Here is a 22,468-nt window from a genome sequence, read left to right as displayed (position 1 = left end):
TACTGTTTATTGTTTTAACCAGTTATTCGAAAAATCACAATCCGTATAATCCCGGTTTACGCTTATATATGTTTCACCTATCTTCTTCTCCTGCCATTCCTGTATAGCCTTGATCTGTTTTTCCTTCAAAGCCAATTCCTTGATCTTCTCATAATCCTTTACAAAATCTGCTTCATGTTCCTCAAATCGCTTTGTAACTGTAAGGATCTTAAAACTACTTTTCCCGGTGCGATCTCGATCTGTAAAGACCTTAGATACCTCGTTCTGGGCAAGATTGTATACTTGTGCACTAAGGGTTGGATCCATTTTAGTAAGATCGAAACGAGTGTCTCCGGTAATAGGATTCATTAACCGGCCTCCACTGTTTCGGGTCTCTTTCTGGTCTGAATATAACCTGGCTGCTTCAGCGAAACTAATACTGTCGTTAACAATGCTCTGGCGAATCTTATCTATTTTCTCACGGGCCTTATCTATAGTTTCCTGAGAAACTTCAGGGAACAACAAAATGTGGCGAACATCCACTTCCTGCCCACGAATCTTTTCAACATATAAAATATGAAAGCCGAAAGATGTTTCGAACGGTTCACTTACTTCACCCTCTAATAATGAAAAAGCCTGATCTTTAAATTCCTTGGCGTAGGGTGCATCTCTCCGAACTCCTGGAATAAGCCCTCCCTTACGGGCACTTCCTTCGTCTTTGGAGTAGAGAACTGCCTTAGTCGCAAAACTGGAACCGTTTTCAACAATATCATTTCTAATTTCATTTAACCTGTCGATAGCATCCTGCTTGGCTTCTTCAGTAACCTCTGGCTCTATAACTATCTGAGCCACCTCAACTTCAGCACCAAATACCGGGCGTTCGTCTTCGGGAATGGAAAAGAAGAAATTTCTGATCTCCTCTGGCGTGATCTCCACATCTTCGATAACCTTACCCTGCATCTCTGCTGCCAGGGCAATTTGCTTGTTCACATCGAAAAGTTGCTTTCTAAGGTCGGCCATATTGTCTTTACGATAATATGCTACCACCTTTTCTTCCGATCCTAATTCGCTGATAAGGTATTGCATTTGCTGGTCTAGTCTGGAATTGATCTGACTATCGGGTATTAGTATACTATCTTGTTTTGCATGATGTGCATACAACTTATCTTCCATTAGCTTACCAAGCATTTGGCATCGGGTGATCCCTTCAATAGACGCTCCTTGCTGTTGCATTTCCAGAAAACTTAGATCTATGTCGAATTCCACGATCACATATTCACCTACTACCGCGCTCACTCCTCCTGCTTTGATCCTTTTAAAGGGTTTCACGGTATCCTTCGCTACTTCCTTTACGGGAGTCTCGTCTATCGCTTTCACCTCGAGTGATTCTTCTCCGGTATCAATCACCTGTGCATTTATTCCTCCCAAAGAAAGGAATAAGAACATCAGACTACTGATTGCTATACACTTCATACTTGTTGTTTTTAACCGCATCCTTTGTAATATCTTTTTCTAATTTTTTGATAAGTTCGAGCTTCCGCTTATTTAATATGATCTCTCTTATGGTAGGCCGAACGTGCGATAATGGCGCAATATCATTGGTGGCCAGCACATCTTCAATTTTCACCAAATATACTCCTAATGAATCTTGTATCTGCGCAAAATTTGATTTTTTTAACACATTGGGATCTACGGTCCGCAAAACCGGCAGGGCCTGCATCACCGCCTGTTTTCTAACCCAAATGGAATCATCGAAATTATATGCCTTAAATTGGATACTAAGTGAATCCAATGCTCCCTTATCTTTCTCATTAAATCGACTTAACATGTTCCGGGTTTGTACGAGGTTAGAATATTCCTCGTCCACATGAATGTACCGAATCTTCATTAATTCATCGTTCAACTTGAAGTTTTCCCGGTTTTCCTCATAATACTGCCTATAATCGCCTTCATTGATCACACTGTCCAACTGCAAGGCTACAATGGCATTTTTGTATGCTTCGGAAAGCAAGTCGTTCTTGTATTCCTGAACCAGTTTTTCGTAAGATTCGAGTTGTTCCTCCGGTAGGTTGATTCTAGCCTGATCGATAAGTAACTGTTGCGTGGCCCACCTGTTAATATAGTTGTTAACTATCAGGGTACTGTCCTCTTCCGACATATTTTCCGAAATAAGAGATCGAATATCATCCACATAAAGATAACTATCGTTAACTCTTGCGATGGGGATCTTATTCGATTCCGGTTTTAAGAAATCACAGGAGAGAACCAGAAATAAACTTAAAAGTAAAACTGCTGGTTTCCGCATTAAGATTTAAATTCTTTCTTTAGTTTTTTCAACGACTTATTGTTAACCTCTACTTCAAATTTATTCCGAAGAGAATTTATCCATTCTGTTTCGAGGTGATTCTGGAAATCATTCAGTGCCTTTCCTCTCACCTCATCCAGTTCCTTATGACCAGGTGGAATGATCTCTGTGATATTTATAACAACGAAAGATCCTTCCTCATTGTATATTTCTGAAACGCCTTTTTTTATCTCGAATCCTTTCGGCAATTCCCTGCTATGAACCTCGAATGTACCGGCTGTGATGATCACATTAACCTGCTCTTCCGAATTCATGGCGTCCTTGATCTCGGCTTCGGTCTTACCTGCCTCGATCATTTCCAAGGCTTGCTGCGCTTTTTCTTCGGAAGTTGCCGCAACGATCATTGCTTCAATCCTCTCACCCCATTTATATTGATCGCGATTAGCTTCAAAATACTTTTGTAGACCTAGTGAATCTTCTTTTGCACGTTGCCAGATATTCTTGTCCATAAGGTCGAAAATGAGCAAGCCGTTGCGATATTCGTCTATAGTGGAAGCGTATTCCTCGTTCTCCTCTTCGAGTTTTGCCCTGTAGAAATCTTTCAACACGTCTACCTCGAATTCTTCATAAAGCCCTACTACCAAGGGATCCTTATCCTTATATTTCAACATTCGCTTCTGTTTCTTTTCTATATAGCGTGCGAAATCCTCGAACTTAACCACCTTATCCCCAATTGTGAATATAGTTTTATCTGCCACGGGAGGAATAGAATCGTAGTAGTAGCTTCTTTTTAAAACATCATCGGGTAAATAAGAAACGAAGTATTCTTTAAAAGGTTCTCCTTTCGTAAAACCAAATTTATCCTTGATCTTATTACTAATCGCACTAATTACAATTTTGGAACGATCTCCGTCTTTCACTTTTTTCTCCAGTTCAGGTTTTAACGACTCGAAAGGAGGAATGGAATGGTATTTATCCAATCTCACTATATGCCAGCCAAATTCAGATTTAAATGGTTCGGTGACCTCACCTTCTTCTTCCAGGCTAAACGCCTTTTCCTCAAACTCGACAGATCTCAACGATCCCCTACTGAATTTTTTCAACTTTCCACCTCGTACAGCCGAGTTCTTGTCATCGGAGTATTGCTCGGCCAGTTTTTCGAACTCCTGCCCTTGCTTGAGTAACTGATAGATCTCCTGAATGCGCTCTTCAGGTTTGAAGGTTCTGGAATCGTCGTCCTTTTCGGTTACCATGATATGGGAAACCGAGATCTCTTTGCCTTTAGGTCTACGATCTGTAACCTTAATGATATGATATCCAAACTGGGTGCGTACTATTTCGGAGATCTGCCCAACCGGAGTATTGTATGCGGCGGTCTCGAAAGGGTAAACCATTGCAAAAGCCGTAAAATACCCAAGGTAGCCTCCACGATCCCGGGCTTTTGGTTCGGTAGAATTATTTTTAACCAATTCGGTAAAATCTTCACCCGCTACCGCCCTTTCTCTTAATTTTTTAATGGTATTGTACGCTTTTAATGTATCCTGAGGTGATGCATTATAATTTACACTTATTAGCAGATGACTCGCTTCGATCTCTTCCAGGCTTCGTTCATACCCTTCTACAACCAGCTCGTCTGTAACCTTGGTGTCGTAAATGTAATTTCGGGATAGCTGTTCTTCGTACTTTTCAAATTCCTCGATATAAGAGGTTTGTTTATGTAATTCCTGCTCGTAGGCTTCAGCGATCTTTAACTTATAATCGATAAACAGCTTTAGATAGCCATCTACAGTCTTCTGGCTCTCGTCTTTTACAAGATCTAGATTCTTTTTATAAACTCTTTTAAATTCAGAAACATATACCGGATCATTATTAATGGTAAGTAAAACATCGTTCTTTTTCTGCGAAAAGCCCTGAGGCAGATTAAATACCAGGATTAAAAATAATAGGCAATATCTTTTCATCTTAAATTTATTTTATATTAACTGAAGTGTCGCAAAAATAACAAAATCGCCCGGTTAGACAAGTTGGATTAACAATCCATTTAACAGCTATGCGAGACAAGCTATACCTCTCGATTTATGCCAAATTTTATGTAAATTGCATGAACTCCTGCTAAAGATAAAGTACTATGAAATACACCACCGAAATTATATTAGATCTGCCCCGGGAAGAGGTGATCAGGAAACTGGACAACCCGGATAATATGAAACATTGGCAGCGCGGCTTGATAAATTACGAGATGTTAGAAGGCATCCCCGGAAAAGAAGGTTCCAAGATGAAGTTGGAATATAAGATGGGAAAACGAGACATGGTGCTTACCGAAACGATCACAAAAAATAATTTCCCGGAAGAGTTCCATGCCAATTACGACACCAAAGGTGTGCATAACGTACAGCGAAACTACTTCCATGAAATTGAAGGAAATAAAACCAAATGGGTGTCTGAAAGCGAATTCGAATTTGGTGGATTTGGAATGAAACTCATGAGCTGGCTTATGCCCGGCGCGTTTAAGAAACAATCTCAGAAATATCTGAACGATTTCAAGAACTTTGCCGAAAACGGGACCTCTGTGAAGGACGAGACCTAATGGAATTAATAAAACTGATCTGGGATTTCAGAGGACCGGATGCGGCCGCCATCGCGAGTCACCATGCTAAGCACCTAACCGAATTCATCAAAATGGAGCAAATTCCCAACAGTAGAAGTGGCACAGAATCGATTTCTGAAATGCATCAGATCGCCTTTATGATCACCGAAAAACTCAGGATGCAAGAAATGAGAGAGAAGTTAAAACCGCATCGTGGGCAATTGTACTCCAACTAAATAAAATATTGAAACTTCAGGAAAACCCGATCGTCTTTAGTATTATTGCAACTCTAAAATTTGCTATTCCATGAAAACTTTACAATTACTTTTACTTCTAGTCACTTTTTCGGTTTCTGCACAAACCACACAAACCAAAGTGGGAACTATAGATATAGACTTTGTTCTTTCTCAAATGCCCGAGATCGTCAATGTACAGAAAGCAGTAGAAACCTATGGGAAGACCCTGGATGCCGATCTTACTAAGAAATTGGAAGCCTACGAGAAGCTTGTTCAGGAATATACAACCAACGATCCCACCTATACCATCTTGCAGCGAAAAACCATGCAGGATTCCATTCTGAACGTTGAAACTAACATAAACAAATTTCAGCAGAATGCTCAAAAGCTAATCACTATCAAGAGAGATGAAGAACTGTCTCCTTTGTACGAAAAAATCGGGAGATCTTTGGAAAAAGTGGCGAAGGCACAAAAATATACCCAGGTGATGGAACGCACCTCAAATCTGGTATACATAGACAATAACTTCGACCTTACCTTAGCGGTACTCAATGATATGGGTATCGAAGTAAAGGAAGAGGAATAGAAAGAAGCTACTAGAGCCTGTTCCAGTAATTTCAATAAATCTTCCAGAAAAGTTTAACGCGAGTAGTTGGGAGCTTCTTTGGTGATTGCAACGTCGTGCGGATGACTTTCATGGATCCCCGAAGCAGTGATCTTCACAAATCGACCTTCCTCTTTTAAGGTATCTATATCCTTCGCACCACAGTAACCCATTCCTGCTCTAAGGCCTCCAATAAACTGAGTCATACTCTCCACAAGATCCCCTTTGTAAGGAACTCTACCTACGATTCCCTCGGGAACTAATTTTTTGATATCATCCTCTACATCCTGGAAGTAACGGTCCTTAGATCCTTCTTTCATCGCCTCCACACTACCCATACCTCTGTATGATTTGAATTTCCGTCCTTCGTAAATAATGGTTTCACCAGGTGATTCTTTTGTTCCGGCCAGCAAAGAACCTAACATAACACTATCAGCGCCAGCCGCAATTGCTTTCGGAATATCCCCAGTATACCTTATACCACCATCGGCGATAACGGGAACCCCAGATCCCTTAATGGCCTGGGCAACCTCCAGAACAGCAGAGAACTGCGGAAAACCAACACCTGCCACAACCCTGGTGGTACAAATTGAGCCGGGACCTATCCCTACCTTTACGGCATCTGCTCCTGCTTCCACCAAATATTTGGCCGCATCGGCAGTAGCAATATTTCCTACTACCACATCGAGATCGGGAAAACTCTTCTTTACTTTCTTCAGTACTTCAACCACTCCTTTGGTATGACCGTGAGCCGTATCGATGATAACGGCATCCACCTGTGCATTCACAAGTGCTTCTGCTCTTTCAACAGCATCGGCGGTTACTCCAAGGGCTGCTGCCACTCTCAACCTTCCGAAGTCATCCTTATTAGCTATTGGTTTTTGAGTAAGTTTTGTAATATCCCTGAAAGTGATAAGTCCGAGCAATTTCCCTTCATCATCAACTACCGGAAGCTTCTCTATCTTATTCTTCTGTAAAATGATTTCTGCATCCTTCAAAGAGGTTCCCGCACTTACGGTAACCAGATTTTCGGAAGTCATAACCTCACTAAGAGGACGCTGATAGTTCTTTTCAAAACGCAGGTCCCTGTTGGTCACTATACCTATAAGTTCCCCTTCATCATTTACTATAGGAATCCCACCAATGCTATATTCTCGCATGGTATTCTGGGCATCACCTACCGTTGCTGTTTTCTGAAGTGTTACCGGATCCTGTATCATACCGCTTTCTGCCCTTTTCACCTTGCGAACCTCCTGGGCCTGGCGTTTTATCGACATGTTCTTATGAAGTACTCCAATTCCTCCTTCGCGAGCCATGGCAATGGCCATAGCACTTTCTGTCACGGTGTCCATCGCAGCCGAAACTATGGGTACGTTAAGAGTGATGTTTCGAGAAAACTTTGTTGTAATGGATACTTCCCTTGGTAATATTTCGGAATAGGCAGGCACTAGTAATACATCATCGTAAGTAAGGCCTTCTCCTAGAATTTTGTCGTTATGTGCAGTCATCGCAATTAAAATTTATTCCGAAGATACCGGAAGGTGGTTAACATTTAATTGCGTGCAAATATACGTAAATTAAGGTAATTTATTGCGCTCTTTTGGTAAAGCCTTTTGGAATATGAAGTTTTTCCAGATCGTAAAAACTAATATAGATCAAAATGGGTTCTGTCAAGCCTTCATAAGCAACTTCGTACACGTCCACCAGGGCAGAACCACCGTACCCATTCTCACTGGGATACGGACAACAACTTCCTCTTCTGTGAAAACTTAGTTCCTCACCATTGGGTCCGGCAAGAGCAGAGAGATATCGCCTCTGATTAATAACACTTCTATCCCCTACTTTTACAGGATACTTACCTGTTAAACCATACTTTTTATTAGATGAATATCCCTCTACACTGGCCAGGGGCTCATAATCTGCAGAGGTGCTATAGGGATTGGAAGAAGTACTGATGATGGCCGGCTGCTTACTTTTACACGAAGCGAGTAAAAATAGCAGTATAAAAATGGGAACTAAACGTTGCATTCGAGATATTTTTAACTCGAAGTTATCAATTATTATCGGGTTTTCCCAATTGCCACAATACTGCCGCAGCTCCGAACACGAAAACAAGTGTCATTAAAATTCCGGAGATCATTACAACCCACTTCATCCATAATATACCTGTCCACATGAGGTATATCCCGCCAAAAGTAAGCACAATGGATATAAATGGTTCGATCATAAGAAATGCTTTCAATCTTGCCGGCAGGGAGGTAATGGCGATAAGGCCCCCTAACAAAAAGAAGATAAATGAAATGGAGAGCACGTGGGTATGTAAAATTACGAGCATCTCGCGCTCTCCTTTCTTAAATTTAAACACAGAGACATCTTCCTGTTCTTCATTGCCCAGGTAGTTCTCCTCAATTCCGGCAGGGTGGTCGGAATCGGTTTGACGTACAAACTGAAGCCCTGTGAAATACCCTATACTTAACACGATCACAAATGCAGCAACGAATTGCTTCACATATTTAGGAAAGGTGTGTATAAGGCCGTGTATTTGCATCAGAGTGCGTTTAGATCCTGTAAGGTACCCAGACTTTGAAGCAGATCGTTCATAGCTCGCGTCATTGATCTCACAGAAATTGTGGCCCCGCTAATGGGTATGATATCCTCGCGGTATTTCAGTTCGGGGGTTTGATAGGATTTACCAAGGAACTGGTTTAACCATCGCTTACTGCCTATTTCGCCTCCGTATTCTTCGCGATAGATAAGTACGCTGCTTTTGGTTATAATAAAGTTAGAATCGAACAGCACCAAATAATCGAAGGTTGCCGTCTTACTGGGTGCATTACCTATATAGCCGTAACCGGTTGTGGTATTCCCAATTTTTATTCTGAAGAAATTATCATCTCCGAAATGTGAAGCTGTTTGCTTGTTAATTGCTTCGGGAATCGAGATGAATTCGGTAGTGAAATCATCGGTTTGCAGCTGTTTTTCAATTACCTTTTCGGCCTTCTTCATCACTTTTTCAGGGACAGAGAATGCCATTAGAAAAATGACCAAACCACTAACTAATAAAATCTTTTTCAGCATACTACAAAAGTATTTATTTTAATACGGACTACATAAAGTATACACAGAATAATTGGGGTTAGAACCAAACTCCGATCCCAAAATTCAATCTGTCGTCAACATCGCCGTTTTCCACAGCATTGTCTCTAAATTGGTAATCGCCTTTAACTACTACACCCGGAGCGAGGTGATAACTCAAGCCCGTAGTGATGTCGGTGCGATTATAAGCATCATTCTTCTGTAAACCGCCAGCCGTATCTGCGTGCGTGTTATATTGTTCGTATCGACCAAAAATATACAGCCGTTGTTTATTAGCAATAGGCAGAAGATTGTAGGCAACTTCCCCATAATACCCAAACAAAGCACTCCCCAGATCGCGTCCTGTTAGTACATTATACGCCTCGGTATCACTCAAGGAGGCGTAGATCAATTGTCCCCTTGCAGTAAAATTCTGAAATGCATATCGGGCATCCAATCCAACCATGGCAATACCAATATTGGCACCATCCAGTTCTTCTACCTCGTCTGCCGCCTGAGTTTGTCCGAAGTAACCAGCCAGACCAAGACGTAACCCGGGAAGACCATAGTAATCCAACTTGGTTGAGAAAGTTGGGCTGTCGACAGTAGATTTTATCGCTTTCTGTCTACCCCCTCTAAGGCCGCTGCTTCCGCTTAAAAATCCGTATACTCCCTCTTCAGCATCTGCTTCTGTAGATTTAAATCCGTTAAAGATATAGGCCTGATAACTCAAAGATGCATCGGGGATCCTACCGGTTACTCCAACTCCTATCTCACGCCAGGTCGTGGGTACGATCACGTTATCCACTGCCGGTCTTTCTGTACCATTAAAAGTGGTAGGTTCGTGATATTCGTTCACAATACCCATAGGAACCAGCATAAGTCCACCCCGTAAACTTACGTTGTCTCCCACAGCATAATTTATAAAGGCTTGTTCTACAAAAACTTCTTCTACATGTTCTATCTCAACCTCGGTAACAAATTGTGTTTTCTCATTGAATTTATATCCAAACAGGAGTACTAACCGTTGCACGTCTAGTTCACCATTGTCCGATTCCGGCTGATTATATGTTATTTCACCATATGCCCCTACCGTAACAGCTTTCCCATAATTACCTGAAAGGATTCGCTGAGCGGCATTTTGTTGTAACTGCGGATTGAAGGTAATTGAGTCCTGAAGTGTTTGGGACATTGCTGCAAAACCAATAAGCAGCGCAAAAGGTAAGAAGATATTTTTCATCTATTTTTATTTAGACTGTTTATAAATAATGAATTATTTCAGCCGCAAAAATAACTTTGAAAAATTCTTTCTACAAGTTTATTTAGAATTAATTTAAATAAAAAGACTGTTAAAATTTATAGGTTTTTATTTGTCAGCTACTTAGAAGAAACCTCAAGCTGATTTTTATACTGTAACCTTGCCAGGGTAGCCCATTGGATTAGAAGTTTCTTGTCGTCCTCGCTAAGATCACCATGAATCCAGGTATAGCTATCCAAAGGCATATTGCCTTCTTCAACCTCTTCTATAAGTTCTTCCAGTTTATGATCTTTTTTCTTTATCGAATAACTGTCCCATTCGGAGACATTGAAATCGCCCTTACCATGCCGTACATGATCATCCAACCACAAGGAAAAGGGCGCTACTTCGGCATACCATGGATAATTTGTGTGATTACTATGGCAATCGTAGCAGTTGTTCTTTAAGATCCCCACTACTTTATCAGATGGTTTCGTTTCGGTTTCGAAAGCTTTAAACGCCTCATATCCGGCCTCATTCTTTTCGGGTCTGATAAATTGAATCACTATCAGAGCAACAATCCCAAGATATCCCAAGATTTTAAGAATTCGTTTCAACATATTCTATTGTTTTGATTTCAGGTATAAAATTACAGCTTTTCTAATATCATTCGCAATCTCGTTCTTCGAGGGCGTATAGACTTTCAGGACACCCGGATTATCTTCTGAAAGGAATGGTATGTCGTACCCCTTCAGAAGAAAATCTGAAAAAGCCACAGAGTAATAACGTTTGTCCCCTTGTAATGGTTCACCGTTTATTAACCAACCGCCGTTTGCACTTTCATCGATATTGAAACGTTGCAAGTATGCACCGGTTCCACCGCTATCCTTCCCAAAATCTAGCACTCGTTGCAACAGATCTCCCGTGATATCCACCTTTATTATACTTCCTCCAAAGGGTAGCACCCTAAAGATATCAATACTGCTCACATCTCCATCAAGCATATCGTCAAGCCTTATGGATCCTCCGTTTACCAAAGCCGCATCAACTTCATTGTCATAGGCTTCGAACATAGCCGCCGTAATAATCTCACCCATATTGGTTTGGATCCCTCGATTGGCACTATCTGTACCGTCCAAGGGTGGATCTGCATGGAAGATAACTTCGGAAGGGTTTTCAATTACCTCCCTTATCTTGTTATTCAATACCAAATTCCATTTTTCAACGATCGCACGAACCTCCGGGTCTTCAGAAATACTATCATCGATTGGAAATAATTGTGAGTCGATATCGGTCTTACCAGTTGCAGTATTATGTGTGATTGTATGGATATTGATCGTTTTGGCATTTGCATCGGCTTTTGCTATTACTGTATTACTCACATCGAAGATCATATTGTTGTGCTCATGTCCGCCCATAATGAGGTCGAGCTCGGGTAAAGCTAAGGCCAGTTTCTTGTCGTCCTCTACTTTTAAATGTGTTAGGCCAACAATTATATCACTTTGCGTTGGTAAGTTTTCATAGGTGTTTACCGCGGTTGAATAATAATCTTCGTAATGAACATATTCTCGCGGATTGGAATCCAGAGTCACACTAAAAAAGCTTACACGCACTTTGGTTCCGTCTACATCGGTTATTTCCCTCGATAAACTGGCAGGTACGGCGATCCGGCCAATATCGCGGTTAATTTTAAAACTTAAAGTATCACGCTCTGTGATCTCCTTCACATTGGATGAGATCCAGCTAAAATTAGATTCGTCCAATCTTTTCTGAAGATCCTCCCTATCCAGGTCAAATTCATGATTCCCAAAAGTAACCATGTCAAAATTCATAGCATTCATTACTTCTATCATCTGCTTCCCTCTAATTCGCTCTCCATTATATTTAATGGTGCCCAACAAGGAGGGATTTAAAAAATCACCTGCCATATATAAATAGGTGTTGGGATGTATCTCCCGTATCGAATCGACCACGTGGGCAACCCTTGCCATCCCACCATATTTACCACCGCCAAGCGGGGCGATCTCATATACGTCGTTTAGTTGGATAAATTTCAGGGTAATAATTCCATCTTCTCTTGGTTGAGATGTAGTTTGCCTACCAGACCCACAGGAGATGAGGATAAGACTAATAGAAAAAACTGTAATCGCTCTTAAGATCATATTAGTGATATTTTGAGAATATTTTAGTAGCCTCGTTATGGGCACTTTCAAAAGACATAGTGTTGATATTGGTATCTACCTTATTGGCTGTGAAGTAACTCAGCATTTTTTCTGTAGGCATATTTCCTGTTAGCTCATCCTTCGCCATCGGGCAACCACCAAATCCCTGTATAGCACCATCAAAACGCCTGCAACCAGCTTCGAAAGCCGCATGTATCTTTTCGTGCCAACGATCTGGGATGGTATGTAAATGCGCCCCAAACTCGATCTCAGGATACTTGGGTATGAGATTAGAGTACAAGTAATCTATAACCTCGGCAGTAGATGTTCCTACCGTATCACTTAGAGATAAGGTTTCCACTCCCAATTCGGCCATTCTATAGGCCCAGTCTCCCACAATATCCACGTTCCAGGGATCTCCGTACGGATTACCAAAGCCCATGGATAAATAGGTGACCACTTGTTTTCCTTGGTCTTTCGCCAATTCCAGGATCTGCTTTAATACTTCGATGGATTGGGCAATGGTCTTATGCGTATTCCGCATTTGGAAATTCTCGGAAATTGAAAAAGGGTAACCCAGATAATCTATTTGTTCGTATTGTACCGCGTCCTCTGCCCCTCTTACATTAGCCACAATTGCCAGTAATTTACTTTCGGTTGTGGATAGATCCAGGCTCGCCAAAACATCGGCGGTATCCACCATTTGTGGGATAGCCTTGGGAGAAACAAAACTTCCGAAGTCGATGGTATCGAATCCACAGCGCAATAAACTTTGAATGTATTGTATCTTATTCTCGGTGGGAATCCAATCTTTTATGCCTTGCATAGCATCCCGTGGACATTCGATAAGTTTCACCTGTTGCATTACGTAAAGATAAAAGTTTTAAGCGGTACCTGCCACTATTTTTCCGGTAGTAAAATATATACCGCAATACCTGTAAAAACCAGTATTTGTAGCCATTTCAACACAAATCCGGTATTCTTATGAGTGAGTAAATACGAGGAGATCCCACCGGCCAATAATGCAATACTACTAAATACCAGAAAAGAAATGAACATAAATGTGAGTCCGAGAATATAAAACTGAATCACCGTATTACCGGATTCGTCCCATAGAAAAGCCGGAAAAAAAGCTAGAAAGAATATGAGCACTTTTGGGTTGACCAGGTTCATGATCACTCCTTGGATAAATAATTCGCGATACGTTTTTTTAGGAGCTTTCGCGTCTAATGCAAGCCGGTGATCACTTCTGTAAACTTTCCATCCCAGATATAACAAGTAACAAGCCCCAAAGATCTTTATGGTATAAAACAATATGGGGGAAGTTGTGATAATCACAGATACACCAAATGCCAAAAGGGTAGTATGTACAATACATCCACTAATTAAACCTGCTGTTGTAGCAATTCCACTCTTGGCACCATTTGTGAGGGATTGTGTAAGGACATAAATATTATCGGGTCCGGGAGAAATAGCAAGCGCTACGGTTGCCAAAGAGAAAAGGTAGAGCGCTTCGATCATTGCATAAAATTAATATTTTTTGTGAGGTTTTATTCGTTCTTTCGACCGATATTACATAAAATTTAGACATGAAAAAGAAATTACTCCTATTATCCATCCTCGCTACTCTTAGTACATGTGGTTTCAGTTTCGCACAATCTGAAGCTACTTATTCTATTAATTATACCAGTACCTGGTCTCAGGCTACCCATCCTCATCCTACCAATAATTTTCCGGCCTCTGCCCATTATTCGAAGTTGGTGGGTGCCACGCACAACGATCAGGTTGTATTTCTTGAGATGGGTGCCTTGGCAAGTGCAGGGATTGAAGATGTTGCAGAATTAGGGAGTAATTCGGTATTTTTTTCTGAAGTAGACAGTGCTATCACCGCAGGTACTGCCAACAGTTTGATCGATGGCGATAACCTGGGCACCAGCACGGGCCAGATCAATATTGAGAATGTGGTCACCAATGAATCTTATCCATTATTAACGCTGGTTTCTATGATCGCTCCCAGCCCCGATTGGATGGTGGCAGTAAACAGTGTGGAATTACTGGACGGGAACGGCGACTGGAAACCCAGTATAAGTATGGACCTATATCCTTACGACGCGGGAACCGACAGTGGCACCGATTATACTTCCCCCAACATGGATACCAACCCTCCTCAGCCAATTTCTAGTTTGCAGGGTATTTCGCCATTCTCCAACCAAAAAATGGGTACGCTAACGATCACTCTGGAAAGTGTTTTGGGGAGCCCAGACGAGATCCGTAACAATTTGCAGCTGTTCCCCAATCCCACCAACGGAAATGTGAACATTAGTTCGGCCACTACTATCCAGTCTATTGAAATTTACAATGTACTGGGTGCGAAAGTGTATGGGCAAAAAATAAATTCTAAGCGATCTAACGTCGACATAAGTTCTTTAAACTCGGGGGTTTATTTATTCCGAATTAAGAACACTGATGGAAGTAGTGTGGTGAAAAAGGTAATTAAGCGTTAAGTATTGCCTTATTGATCTGCTTGATCAATCCGGGGCCTTCATATATAAAGCCGGTGTATAGTTGAACCAAACTTGCTCCGGCTTCAATTTTTTCGAGGGCGTCTGCAGCAGAATGAATCCCCCCAACACCTATGATCGGGAAAGCCCGGTTACTCTTTTCGGAAAGAAAACGAATCACTTCCGTCGATCTGCTGGTTAAGGGTTTGCCACTTAGTCCTCCCGCTCCGATCTCGTCTACTTTCTCCTTTTCGGTTTGTAACCCACTACGGGAAATTGTAGTGTTGGTGGCGATCACCCCATCGATCTTAGTGTTTTCTACAATTTCTATGATATCCAGTAATTGCTCATCGGTTAGATCTGGAGCGATCTTCAATAAAATGGGTTTAGGATGGTTTTTTTCCGAATTTCTTTCTTTCAGTGTTCTCAGTAAACGAGTGAGGGGTTCCTTGTCTTGCAGGGCTCTTAAATTAGGCGTGTTTGGTGAACTAACGTTCACAACGAAATAATCCACATGATCAAATAAGGCTTCAAAACAATACAAGTAATCCTGTTCGGCCTCCTCGTTTGGCGTCACTTTGTTCTTACCAATATTCCCTCCTACGAGTACCTTCTTGTTTTTCCGAAGTCGTTCAACTGCTTCGTCCACACCTCCATTATTAAAACCCATACGGTTAATGATGGCTTTATCCTTTTTCAACCTGAAGAGACGTTTCTTAGGATTGCCTTCCTGGGGTTTTGGGGTAACCGTGCCAATTTCAATAAACCCAAACCCGAAGTTAGAGAGTTCCTTGTAAAGCCTGGCATCCTTATCGAACCCCGCCGCCAGACCCACCGGATTTGGAAAAGTAAGACCAAAAACTTCCCGTTTTAGGTCGGGATCATTCAGCTTGTAAATCTTTCTGAAAATAGATCCCACACCAATGGCCGATAAAAACCGAATAAGCGTAAATGTAAAATAATGAACTTTTTCGGGGTCGAATTTAAAAAGAAGCGGCCGCAGTATGGATTTGTACATTTGGTGGAAATCTGCTTGCAAAAATAGGCTAAAAGCTCTAAAAGTTAATCGTTATTCCTTTAATTTGTACTGAAAATTTCTAAGCATGATCTCAAAGCAAAAAATCATAGACCGTTTTACAAGTTATGTTACCGTGGATACCGAAAGTGATCCCGAGAGTAATACAACTCCCAGTACGAAAAAACAATGGAACCTCGCTAATGCTCTTGTTGAAGAACTAAAAGAGATAGGGATGGAAGATGTGAGCATAGATGAGAATGCTTACATTATGGCCACGCTGCCGTCAAATATAGACCGTGAAGTTCCCGTGATAGGATTTATTTCTCATTTCGATACCTCGCCAGATTTTACCGGGGCGAACGTGAAGCCACAGATCATAGAGAAATACGATGGGAACGACATTCTCCTGAATAAAGAACAGAACATAGTATTGAGCCCTAAAGAATTCGAAGACCTTTTAATGTACAAAGGACAAACCCTCATTACTACAGACGGCACTACGCTGTTGGGTGCCGACGACAAGGCCGGTATTGCCGAGATCATTTCTGCCATGGAGTACCTGATCGATCATCCCGAGATCAAGCATGGAAAGATCAGGGTGGGTTTTACGCCGGATGAAGAGATTGGGCGTGGTGCACATAAATTCGATGTGAAGAAATTTGGCGCCGATTGGGCCTATACGATGGATGGAAGTCAGGTTGGCGAATTAGAATACGAAAATTTCAATGCTGCCGGCGCGGTGGTGAAAGTACAGGGTAAGATCGTGCATCCCGGATATGCAAAAGGCAAGATGATAAATAGTATGTACCTTGCCACCGAATTTCTTAACTCCCTCCCCAGATTGGAAACTCCGGAGCATACCGAAGGCAGGGAAGGATTCTTTCATCTAAATTCTATTGAAGGTACGGTAGATTCGACCAAACTTCAATATATCATACGCGATCACGACAAAACGCACTTTGAAGCTCGAAAAGAGGTAATGCGAAAATTGGCCGATGAGCTCAACAGTCAGTATGAAAAAGAGCTGTTTACTGTAGATATCAAGGATCAGTATTACAATATGCGAGAGAAGATCGAGCCGGTAATGCATATAGTAGATATTGCCGAAGAAGCCATGAAAATGGCGGGTATAAAACCTCTAATAAAACCTATACGGGGTGGAACCGATGGTTCTCAATTAAGTTATATGGGATTGCCCTGCCCTAACATCTTTGCAGGTGGTCATAATTTTCACGGTAGATATGAGTATGTTCCCGTTGAAAGTATGCAGAAAGCTATCGAAGTAATTGTTAATATTGCTAAGCTCACAGCGAAAAAGGAGGTATAAAAAAAGCCTTCAGAAAAAACTGAAGGCCTTACTTGATAGGTTGTAAATATGATTACTTCTTTGCCGGAGCGTTCAATTTATTGCTCAGTTCCATAGAGATAGCCGAACGTTCAAACTTCATCTTCCCTGCTCCACTTTCTATGACGCAGGTTCCATCATCATTGAGGTCCAGAATTTTACCATGTAATCCACTTTTGGTAATTACTTTGTCACCTCTTTTTAGTTCGGAAGCAAACTTTTTCTCTTGTTTCTGACGCTTCATTTGAGGACGTATCATAAAAAAATACACCACTACAAACATCAATACAAGCAATATTAAACTTTGCTGTTCCATACAAGAAGATTATTTCCTATTAAAAAATTATTTCGAGTTCGTTTTAATAACGTTACTCGCAGCAGGAGTTACTCCTTCTGGTGCATTTACAAATGCTTTGATCTTAAGAGTTTCTTTCCCAGATTTGGTATTTGCAGTAATAGTTACTGTCTTACTAACCTGACCTTTACCACTTCCGTTGAACTTTACAAGCATTTCTCCTGTATCACCTGGTGCAACCGGAGCTTTGGTAAACTGAGGTACTGTACATCCACAGCTACTTTTAGCGTCCACGATCACTAAAGGAGCGTTCCCTGTGTTTGTAAAAGTAAAGGTGTGTTCAACATTGGTTCCCTGATCGATCGTTCCGAAATCAAATTCAGATTCAGAAAAAGACATCACCGGGAAATCACCGGCTTTGGAATCACGATCTGCAGCCGCTGCTACGTTTTCTTCATTCACTTTGTCTGCAGCGTTCTCCTTACATGATGTAAAAATAAAAGCTGATAAGACTGCTACTATCAAAATTGATTTTTTCATAGGATATTTGTTTTTAGTTTAAGAGAGGCTAAAAATAGCCATTTTTTTTATTTTATCTAAGTCCGCGTCCAATTTTATTCAATTTACCATTATCGGTAAATTCTTTCACGATCTTATCCAGGATCCCATTGATGAAGAGACTACTTTTAGGCGTGGAATACTCCTTGGAGATCTCCAAATATTCATTAATACTGGCTCGAACAGGAATGGAGGGAAAATAGAGAAATTCTGCTATCCCCATTTTAAGGATGATCATATCCAGTTCGGCGATCCTGTCCTTATCCCAGTTTGGGGTTTTTCCATCTATCTCGCTCATCAGTTTTTCATCGTTCAAAAGTACTTTCCGAAGTAATTCTAAAGCATAATCCCTGTCTTCGCTATTCTTGTACAGCTCGGGGATAAGGGTAGAAGTGATGTTGTTCTCGTTCACTTTAGCCAGTACTTTCACCAGCACCGTATTTACAATAGGATAATCGTCCAGCCAGGTGAGTCGCCGGTCTTCCAGGTATTCGTATAATTTTTCATTGGGAGCGATAACCTGCTTATACAGGCTGATCACAAAATCTTTATCCTGGTTAAAGCTCGGGTTCTTTAGTTGCAGATAGTCCTTATAAAATTCCTGATTCACCAACTCGTTGAAAAGTATAGCAATGTATTCATCGTCATCTTTCCAGTAATTCAATTTTTTATTCTGAAGCGTTTTCTGAAGATCGGAATGCGTAGCTAAAAGCTGAAGTAATTTGTTATTAACGAAATTCTTACTTGGATTCTTTTCGGTTTCGGTAGCCAGGAACTTCTTTTGTGATTTCACAAGATGCTTCTCACCGTGTTCTCGCAGGGCTACCATCGATTGAAGTAGCAACAGGTACAATTCGTGCATCTGGCTGATACTGTAAAGCAGGAATTTTTCCTGTTCCTTGATATCCTGGTGTTCCCCCTGCCTGAATGCATAAATAGATTGTAACACCTTTACCCGAATATGTCTTCTTGTGAGCATAGTTAATAAGAACTTAAAATAACAACGCACAAGACATTTCCTGTGCGTTGCAAATATACTATTTTAAAAAAGTGAATTTATTATTTTTCTGTCTTTCTTGCGTCAATTCTTGACTGCGCTATCTCAAAGGCCGCCTGATGTGTTGTAATATCGTTTGTTTCGGCGTTCTGAAGAATCTCCAGTGTAGTGTTATAAATGTTCTCTGTCTTTCTAACGATCTCTTGTTTCCCGTAGTTCTCCAGTTCTGCGTATACGTTGATTATTCCTCCGGCGTTGATTAGGAAATCCGGCGCATACACAATACCTCGCTCCCTCAACAGCAAACCGTGTTTAAGCTCGTTCGCAAGCTGATTATTAGCCGCTCCGGCGATCACTTTTGCTTTAAGTTGATCGATGGTTTCATCGTTGATAGTAGCTCCCAGAGCACAAGGTGCGTATATATCCATTTCTTCACTATAAAGATTCTCACCTTCATAGATATTTACATTGTACTTATCACGCACATATTCCAAACGCTCACTATTGATGTCCGTTATAAAAACTTTAGCTCCTTCATTGGTAAGATTTTCCACCAAGGCCTCCCCTACATTACCTATGCCCTGTACATACACGGTTCGGTCTTCCAGAAGTTCTGTTCCGAAGGCATATTTTGCAGCTGCCTTCATCCCCATAAACACACCGTATGCAGTAATAGGTGACGGATTACCGGCACCACCTTTTTCTTCCGAAATTCCTGTAACATAAGGAGTCACAGTTCTAACCAGATCCATGTCGGCAGTTTCCATCCCCACGTCTTCGGCGGTAATGTATTTACCACTGAGAGAATGTACAAATTCTCCAAACCTTTTCATCAATTCCGGGGTCTTCTGTGTTCGCGCATCTCCCAGGATCACGGCCTTACCTCCGCCAAGGTTTAAACCGGTAATAGCCGATTTAAACGTCATTCCTCGCGAAAGCCTCAGGACGTCATTAAGAGCTTCCCATTCACTGCTGTAATTCCACATCCTCGTACCACCAAGGGCCGGACCCAAAACGGTATTGTGTATTCCTATTATTGCTCTTAAACCTGTATCTTTGTCGTTGCAAAAAACCACTTGTTCGTGATTATCGAACGATAATTGTCCGAATACAGGGTCAATTTTGGTTAGTTCATTCGTGTTCACTAGATCGGTCACCATAAAATCATATAAATTAACAATCCTCAAAAAGGACATGCAAAATTAACGGTTTATTAAATATCCCACAAAAAACTACATGTTAATTCGAGAATTTGTTAATAACTATTGCCATTTCAGATGAAGGAATTACGCTATCTAAACCACTATTTCATTAAGTATCGCGGCCGACTGTTAATAGGGCTTCTCATTACTGTAGTGGCGCGTTTATTTGCACTTATCGTACCTATGAAAGTGGGTGATATAGTGAATGTTGTGGAACAACGCCTGAATGCCGAAATTACTGTAGAACAAATGGAATCTATGCTCCTCAACAGCATACTGCTCATTATTGGCGCCACGCTTTTGTCTGCTTTTTTTACGTTTATAATGAGGCAAACCATCATAGTGGTCTCCAGATACATCGAATTCGATCTGAAAAATGAAGTGTTTCAGCAATACGAGCGATTGTCCCTAAGTTTTTATAAGCAAAACCGAACCGGAGACCTTATGAACAGGATCAGTGAAGATGTGAGTAAGGTTAGAATGTACGTAGGCCCGGCTCTTATGTACAGTACAACTACTATAACACTATTTGTAGTAGTTCTGGGATATATGATCTATAAAGCACCGCTACTTACGCTATATGCAGTGGCTCCATTACCCATATTATCGGTAATTATATATAAATTAAGTGCTGCCATTCATCGGCGAAGTACCGTTGTTCAGGAGTACCTGTCTAAACTTACCACCTTTACACAAGAGAGCTTTAGTGGTATCTCCGTGATAAAGGCTTACGGACTCGAACCGCGAACGGGCACCGAGTTTGTAAACCTTTCAGAAGGAAGCAAACAAAAGAACATCGACCTGGCAAAAGTTCAGGCATTATTCTTTCCGTTAATGATGTTGCTTATAGGATTAAGTAATATCCTGGTTATTTACATTGGGGGCCAGCAATACATCAATAACGAGATCGAACTGGGAACCATCGTAGAATTTCTTATATATGTAAATCTGCTTACCTGGCCTGTTGCAATAGTTGGCTGGGTAACTTCCATAGTTCAACAGGCAGAGGCCTCCCAAAAGAGGATCAACCAATTTCTTCATGAAGAACCTGCCATACAGAATTTAAATCCCGCTCCCACACCCATTGAAGGAATGATATCCTTTAAAAACCTGAGCTATACCTACCCAGACACCAATATTACTGCCTTAAAGGACGTGTCCTTTACTATTAATCCGGGTGAAACATTGGCGATAGTTGGTAACACAGGATCGGGAAAATCGACCGTACTCGAACTCATAGGAAGACTTTATGATGTGAACAACGGGCAACTACTTATCGACAACACACCTATTAAAGACCTAAACCTGGATAGTTTAAGATCGAGTATTGGTTATGTGCCGCAGGACGCATTTTTGTTTAGTGACACCTTAAGTAACAATATCAAGTTTGGTAAGGAAGACGCCACCCAGGAAGAGATCGTGCAGGCAGCAAAAAGTGCCGCGGTACACGACAATATTATTGGGTTCAACAAAGGTTATGAAACCATACTTGGGGAAAGGGGAATTAGCCTGAGTGGAGGACAAAAACAACGGGTTTCCATAGCGCGTGCTCTTATAAAGGATCCAAAAATTTTCCTGTTCGATGATTGCTTATCGGCAGTAGATACAGAAACAGAAGAAGAGATACTTCAAAACCTCAACAAACTATCTTCAAATAAAACTACCATAATTGTTAGTCACAGGGTTTCTTCAGCAAAAAATGCCGATAAGATCATAGTGCTTGAGGAAGGCAGGATTATTCAGCAAGGGACTCATAATGAGTTATTAAACACCGACGGCTACTACAAAGAATTGTATACCAAACAGCTTTTAGAAAAAGAAATCTAAGTTTAAGTTGGCATATTTGGATTTTTTTTAGATTTTTGGCTAAACGTTAACCAAAACCCACTACCCATGAGTGATCAGTATATGATGGAGAAAGAAGAAATTTATTCGAAAGTTATGCGCGCCGGAAGACGCACTTATTTTTTCGATGTGCGATCTACAAAAGCCGGAGATTATTATCTCACGATCACCGAAAGTAAAAAGTTTACCAATGACGATGGCTCATTTCATTACAAGAAACACAAAATCTATCTCTATAAAGAAGACTTCTATGAGTTCAAGGAGAACGTCAATGAAATGATACAGTATATCATCGATGAAAAAGGAGAAGAGGTTATTAGTGAACGTCATCAGAAGGATTACAAAAAAGATGAAGATGGAAACGAGATCGATAAAGTAGAAGAACCAAAGGACGAGACATCCACTTCCAGTTTTACGGACATTGAGTTTGATGATATATAACTTAAAATCATCTTAAAATTATATGAACCGCCCATCTATATGTGGCGGTTTTTTTATATTTAGCCTCCTTGCTCTCGGCAG

The 22,468-nt window shown here is 41.0% G+C and carries 24 protein-coding genes; 7 read left to right on the top strand and 17 right to left on the bottom strand.

The genetic code is table 11. The features are described 5' to 3' along the window. Positions 1-6: 6 nt before the first annotated feature. Genes C5O00_RS10015 through C5O00_RS10005 form a run of 3 tightly spaced genes read right to left on the bottom strand, consistent with a single transcriptional unit; the run spans position 7 to position 4,245 of the window. Positions 7-1,452 carry a peptidylprolyl isomerase gene (locus C5O00_RS10015; protein WP_244592971.1) on the bottom strand — a complete coding sequence of 482 codons (1,446 nt, stop codon included), beginning with the start codon at positions 1,450-1,452 and terminating at the stop codon, positions 7-9. Next, positions 1,430-2,284, bottom strand: a complete 855-nt coding sequence (locus C5O00_RS10010) for a peptidylprolyl isomerase (protein ID WP_105216727.1) — start codon at positions 2,282-2,284, stop codon at positions 1,430-1,432. The genes C5O00_RS10015 and C5O00_RS10010 overlap by 23 nt, the downstream gene beginning before the upstream one ends. Next, positions 2,284-4,245 (bottom strand): peptidylprolyl isomerase, encoded by a 1,962-nt coding sequence (locus C5O00_RS10005; protein WP_105216726.1) that lies wholly within the window; start codon positions 4,243-4,245, stop codon positions 2,284-2,286. The genes C5O00_RS10010 and C5O00_RS10005 overlap by 1 nt, the downstream gene beginning before the upstream one ends. 167 nt (positions 4,246-4,412) lie before the next feature. Between C5O00_RS10005 and C5O00_RS10000 the strand changes: the two genes are divergently transcribed. From C5O00_RS10000 to C5O00_RS09990, 3 genes are all read left to right on the top strand, one after another. Further along, positions 4,413-4,871, top strand: coding sequence for an SRPBCC family protein (locus C5O00_RS10000; RefSeq protein ID WP_105216725.1), 459 nt, complete (start codon positions 4,413-4,415; stop codon positions 4,869-4,871). Beyond that, positions 4,871-5,107, top strand: coding sequence for a hypothetical protein (locus C5O00_RS09995; RefSeq protein ID WP_105216724.1), 237 nt, complete (start codon positions 4,871-4,873; stop codon positions 5,105-5,107). The genes C5O00_RS10000 and C5O00_RS09995 overlap by 1 nt, the downstream gene beginning before the upstream one ends. A gap of 70 nt (positions 5,108-5,177) precedes the next feature. Continuing rightward, complete coding sequence (locus C5O00_RS09990) at positions 5,178-5,693, top strand: OmpH/Skp family outer membrane protein (RefSeq protein ID WP_105216723.1); 516 nt, start codon at positions 5,178-5,180, stop codon at positions 5,691-5,693. Positions 5,694-5,746: 53 nt separating this feature from the next. Here C5O00_RS09990 and guaB read toward each other — a convergent pair whose 3' ends face one another. From guaB to C5O00_RS09945, 9 genes are all read right to left on the bottom strand, one after another. Next, positions 5,747-7,219: an IMP dehydrogenase gene (gene guaB / locus C5O00_RS09985; protein ID WP_105216722.1), complete on the bottom strand. Its 1,473-nt coding sequence runs from the start codon at positions 7,217-7,219 to the stop codon at positions 5,747-5,749. A gap of 79 nt (positions 7,220-7,298) precedes the next feature. Continuing rightward, entirely contained in the window at positions 7,299-7,739 is a 441-nt protein-coding gene (locus C5O00_RS09980; protein WP_105216721.1) for a 2-dehydro-3-deoxyphosphooctonate aldolase, read from the bottom strand. Between the two features lie 25 nt (positions 7,740-7,764). Beyond that, positions 7,765-8,259, bottom strand: a complete 495-nt coding sequence (locus tag C5O00_RS09975; protein ID WP_105216720.1) for an Aq_1264-related membrane protein — start codon at positions 8,257-8,259, stop codon at positions 7,765-7,767. Continuing rightward, positions 8,259-8,789, bottom strand: a complete 531-nt coding sequence (locus tag C5O00_RS09970; RefSeq protein WP_105216719.1) for an FMN-binding protein — start codon at positions 8,787-8,789, stop codon at positions 8,259-8,261. The genes C5O00_RS09975 and C5O00_RS09970 overlap by 1 nt, the downstream gene beginning before the upstream one ends. A gap of 58 nt (positions 8,790-8,847) precedes the next feature. Further along, positions 8,848-10,026, bottom strand: a complete 1,179-nt coding sequence (locus tag C5O00_RS09965) for a putative porin (RefSeq protein ID WP_105216718.1) — start codon at positions 10,024-10,026, stop codon at positions 8,848-8,850. 137 nt (positions 10,027-10,163) lie between these two features. After that, a complete protein-coding gene (locus C5O00_RS09960) occupies positions 10,164-10,643 on the bottom strand; it encodes a heme-binding domain-containing protein (protein ID WP_105216717.1) in 480 nt (159 codons plus the stop codon). Positions 10,644-10,646: 3 nt separating this feature from the next. Beyond that, positions 10,647-12,185 (bottom strand): bifunctional metallophosphatase/5'-nucleotidase, encoded by a 1,539-nt coding sequence (locus C5O00_RS09955; protein WP_105216716.1) that lies wholly within the window; start codon positions 12,183-12,185, stop codon positions 10,647-10,649. A 1-nt stretch (position 12,186) separates the two neighbouring features. Continuing rightward, positions 12,187-13,050, bottom strand: coding sequence for a hydroxymethylglutaryl-CoA lyase (locus C5O00_RS09950; protein WP_105216715.1), 864 nt, complete (start codon positions 13,048-13,050; stop codon positions 12,187-12,189). Positions 13,051-13,085: 35 nt separating this feature from the next. After that, a complete protein-coding gene (locus C5O00_RS09945; RefSeq protein WP_105216714.1) occupies positions 13,086-13,706 on the bottom strand; it encodes a LysE family translocator in 621 nt (206 codons plus the stop codon). Positions 13,707-13,774: 68 nt separating this feature from the next. Between C5O00_RS09945 and C5O00_RS09940 the strand changes: the two genes are divergently transcribed. Then, entirely contained in the window at positions 13,775-14,689 is a 915-nt protein-coding gene (locus C5O00_RS09940; protein ID WP_105216713.1) for a T9SS type A sorting domain-containing protein, read from the top strand. Here the strand turns inward: C5O00_RS09940 and C5O00_RS09935 are convergent. Further along, on the bottom strand, positions 14,679-15,704 hold the full coding sequence (locus tag C5O00_RS09935; RefSeq protein ID WP_105216712.1) for a quinone-dependent dihydroorotate dehydrogenase: 1,026 nt from the start codon (positions 15,702-15,704) through the stop codon (positions 14,679-14,681). The genes C5O00_RS09940 and C5O00_RS09935 overlap by 11 nt on opposite strands. An 85-nt stretch (positions 15,705-15,789) precedes the next feature. Between C5O00_RS09935 and pepT the strand changes: the two genes are divergently transcribed. Then, complete coding sequence (gene pepT, locus C5O00_RS09930; protein WP_105216711.1) at positions 15,790-17,031, top strand: peptidase T; 1,242 nt, start codon at positions 15,790-15,792, stop codon at positions 17,029-17,031. Positions 17,032-17,083: 52 nt separating this feature from the next. Here pepT and yajC read toward each other — a convergent pair whose 3' ends face one another. The 4 genes from yajC to C5O00_RS09910 form a co-directional block, all read right to left on the bottom strand. Next, entirely contained in the window at positions 17,084-17,365 is a 282-nt protein-coding gene (gene yajC, locus C5O00_RS09925) for a preprotein translocase subunit YajC (RefSeq protein WP_105216710.1), read from the bottom strand. Positions 17,366-17,392: 27 nt separating this feature from the next. Beyond that, entirely contained in the window at positions 17,393-17,884 is a 492-nt protein-coding gene (locus C5O00_RS09920) for a DUF1573 domain-containing protein (protein ID WP_105216709.1), read from the bottom strand. A gap of 52 nt (positions 17,885-17,936) precedes the next feature. Then, positions 17,937-18,881 carry a transcription antitermination factor NusB gene (gene nusB, locus C5O00_RS09915; protein ID WP_105216708.1) on the bottom strand — a complete coding sequence of 315 codons (945 nt, stop codon included), beginning with the start codon at positions 18,879-18,881 and terminating at the stop codon, positions 17,937-17,939. A gap of 80 nt (positions 18,882-18,961) precedes the next feature. After that, the gene (locus tag C5O00_RS09910; RefSeq protein WP_105217637.1) at positions 18,962-20,059 is read right to left on the bottom strand and encodes a Glu/Leu/Phe/Val family dehydrogenase; all 1,098 of its coding nucleotides are present in this window, start codon (positions 20,057-20,059) and stop codon (positions 18,962-18,964) included. Between the two features lie 117 nt (positions 20,060-20,176). On the opposite strand from C5O00_RS09910, the gene C5O00_RS09905 reads away from it, so the two are divergent. Further along, positions 20,177-21,928 (top strand): ABC transporter ATP-binding protein, encoded by a 1,752-nt coding sequence (locus C5O00_RS09905; RefSeq protein WP_105216707.1) that lies wholly within the window; start codon positions 20,177-20,179, stop codon positions 21,926-21,928. Between the two features lie 66 nt (positions 21,929-21,994). Beyond that, complete coding sequence (locus C5O00_RS09900) at positions 21,995-22,387, top strand: PUR family DNA/RNA-binding protein (RefSeq protein ID WP_105216706.1); 393 nt, start codon at positions 21,995-21,997, stop codon at positions 22,385-22,387. The last annotated feature ends 81 nt before the right edge of the window (positions 22,388-22,468 follow it).

The sequence above is a fragment of the Pukyongia salina genome, assembly GCF_002966125.1.
GTDB lineage: Bacteria > Bacteroidota > Bacteroidia > Flavobacteriales > Flavobacteriaceae > Pukyongia > Pukyongia salina.
This window is presented reverse-complemented; position numbering and strand designations above follow the sequence as displayed.

Bases quoted from the DNA above. Each gene is read 5' to 3' on its own strand.
- C5O00_RS10015 (WP_244592971.1), bottom strand. From the start codon at position 1,452: ATGAAGTGTATAGCAATCAGTAGTCTGATGTTCTTATTCCTTTCTTTG.
- C5O00_RS10010 (WP_105216727.1), bottom strand. From the start codon at position 2,284: ATGCGGAAACCAGCAGTTTTACTTTTAAGTTTATTTCTGGTTCTCTCC.
- C5O00_RS10005 (WP_105216726.1), bottom strand. From the start codon at position 4,245: ATGAAAAGATATTGCCTATTATTTTTAATCCTGGTATTTAATCTGCCT.
- C5O00_RS10000 (WP_105216725.1), top strand. From the start codon at position 4,413: ATGAAATACACCACCGAAATTATATTAGATCTGCCCCGGGAAGAGGTG.
- C5O00_RS09995 (WP_105216724.1), top strand. From the start codon at position 4,871: ATGGAATTAATAAAACTGATCTGGGATTTCAGAGGACCGGATGCGGCC.
- C5O00_RS09990 (WP_105216723.1), top strand. From the start codon at position 5,178: ATGAAAACTTTACAATTACTTTTACTTCTAGTCACTTTTTCGGTTTCT.
- guaB (WP_105216722.1), bottom strand. From the start codon at position 7,219: ATGACTGCACATAACGACAAAATTCTAGGAGAAGGCCTTACTTACGAT.
- C5O00_RS09980 (WP_105216721.1), bottom strand. From the start codon at position 7,739: ATGCAACGTTTAGTTCCCATTTTTATACTGCTATTTTTACTCGCTTCG.
- C5O00_RS09975 (WP_105216720.1), bottom strand. From the start codon at position 8,259: ATGCAAATACACGGCCTTATACACACCTTTCCTAAATATGTGAAGCAA.
- C5O00_RS09970 (WP_105216719.1), bottom strand. From the start codon at position 8,789: ATGCTGAAAAAGATTTTATTAGTTAGTGGTTTGGTCATTTTTCTAATG.
- C5O00_RS09965 (WP_105216718.1), bottom strand. From the start codon at position 10,026: ATGAAAAATATCTTCTTACCTTTTGCGCTGCTTATTGGTTTTGCAGCA.
- C5O00_RS09960 (WP_105216717.1), bottom strand. From the start codon at position 10,643: ATGTTGAAACGAATTCTTAAAATCTTGGGATATCTTGGGATTGTTGCT.
- C5O00_RS09955 (WP_105216716.1), bottom strand. From the start codon at position 12,185: ATGATCTTAAGAGCGATTACAGTTTTTTCTATTAGTCTTATCCTCATC.
- C5O00_RS09950 (WP_105216715.1), bottom strand. From the start codon at position 13,050: ATGCAACAGGTGAAACTTATCGAATGTCCACGGGATGCTATGCAAGGC.
- C5O00_RS09945 (WP_105216714.1), bottom strand. From the start codon at position 13,706: ATGATCGAAGCGCTCTACCTTTTCTCTTTGGCAACCGTAGCGCTTGCT.
- C5O00_RS09940 (WP_105216713.1), top strand. From the start codon at position 13,775: ATGAAAAAGAAATTACTCCTATTATCCATCCTCGCTACTCTTAGTACA.
- C5O00_RS09935 (WP_105216712.1), bottom strand. From the start codon at position 15,704: ATGTACAAATCCATACTGCGGCCGCTTCTTTTTAAATTCGACCCCGAA.
- pepT (WP_105216711.1), top strand. From the start codon at position 15,790: ATGATCTCAAAGCAAAAAATCATAGACCGTTTTACAAGTTATGTTACC.
- yajC (WP_105216710.1), bottom strand. From the start codon at position 17,365: ATGGAACAGCAAAGTTTAATATTGCTTGTATTGATGTTTGTAGTGGTG.
- C5O00_RS09920 (WP_105216709.1), bottom strand. From the start codon at position 17,884: ATGAAAAAATCAATTTTGATAGTAGCAGTCTTATCAGCTTTTATTTTT.
- nusB (WP_105216708.1), bottom strand. From the start codon at position 18,881: ATGCTCACAAGAAGACATATTCGGGTAAAGGTGTTACAATCTATTTAT.
- C5O00_RS09910 (WP_105217637.1), bottom strand. From the start codon at position 20,059: ATGGTGACCGATCTAGTGAACACGAATGAACTAACCAAAATTGACCCT.
- C5O00_RS09905 (WP_105216707.1), top strand. From the start codon at position 20,177: ATGAAGGAATTACGCTATCTAAACCACTATTTCATTAAGTATCGCGGC.
- C5O00_RS09900 (WP_105216706.1), top strand. From the start codon at position 21,995: ATGAGTGATCAGTATATGATGGAGAAAGAAGAAATTTATTCGAAAGTT.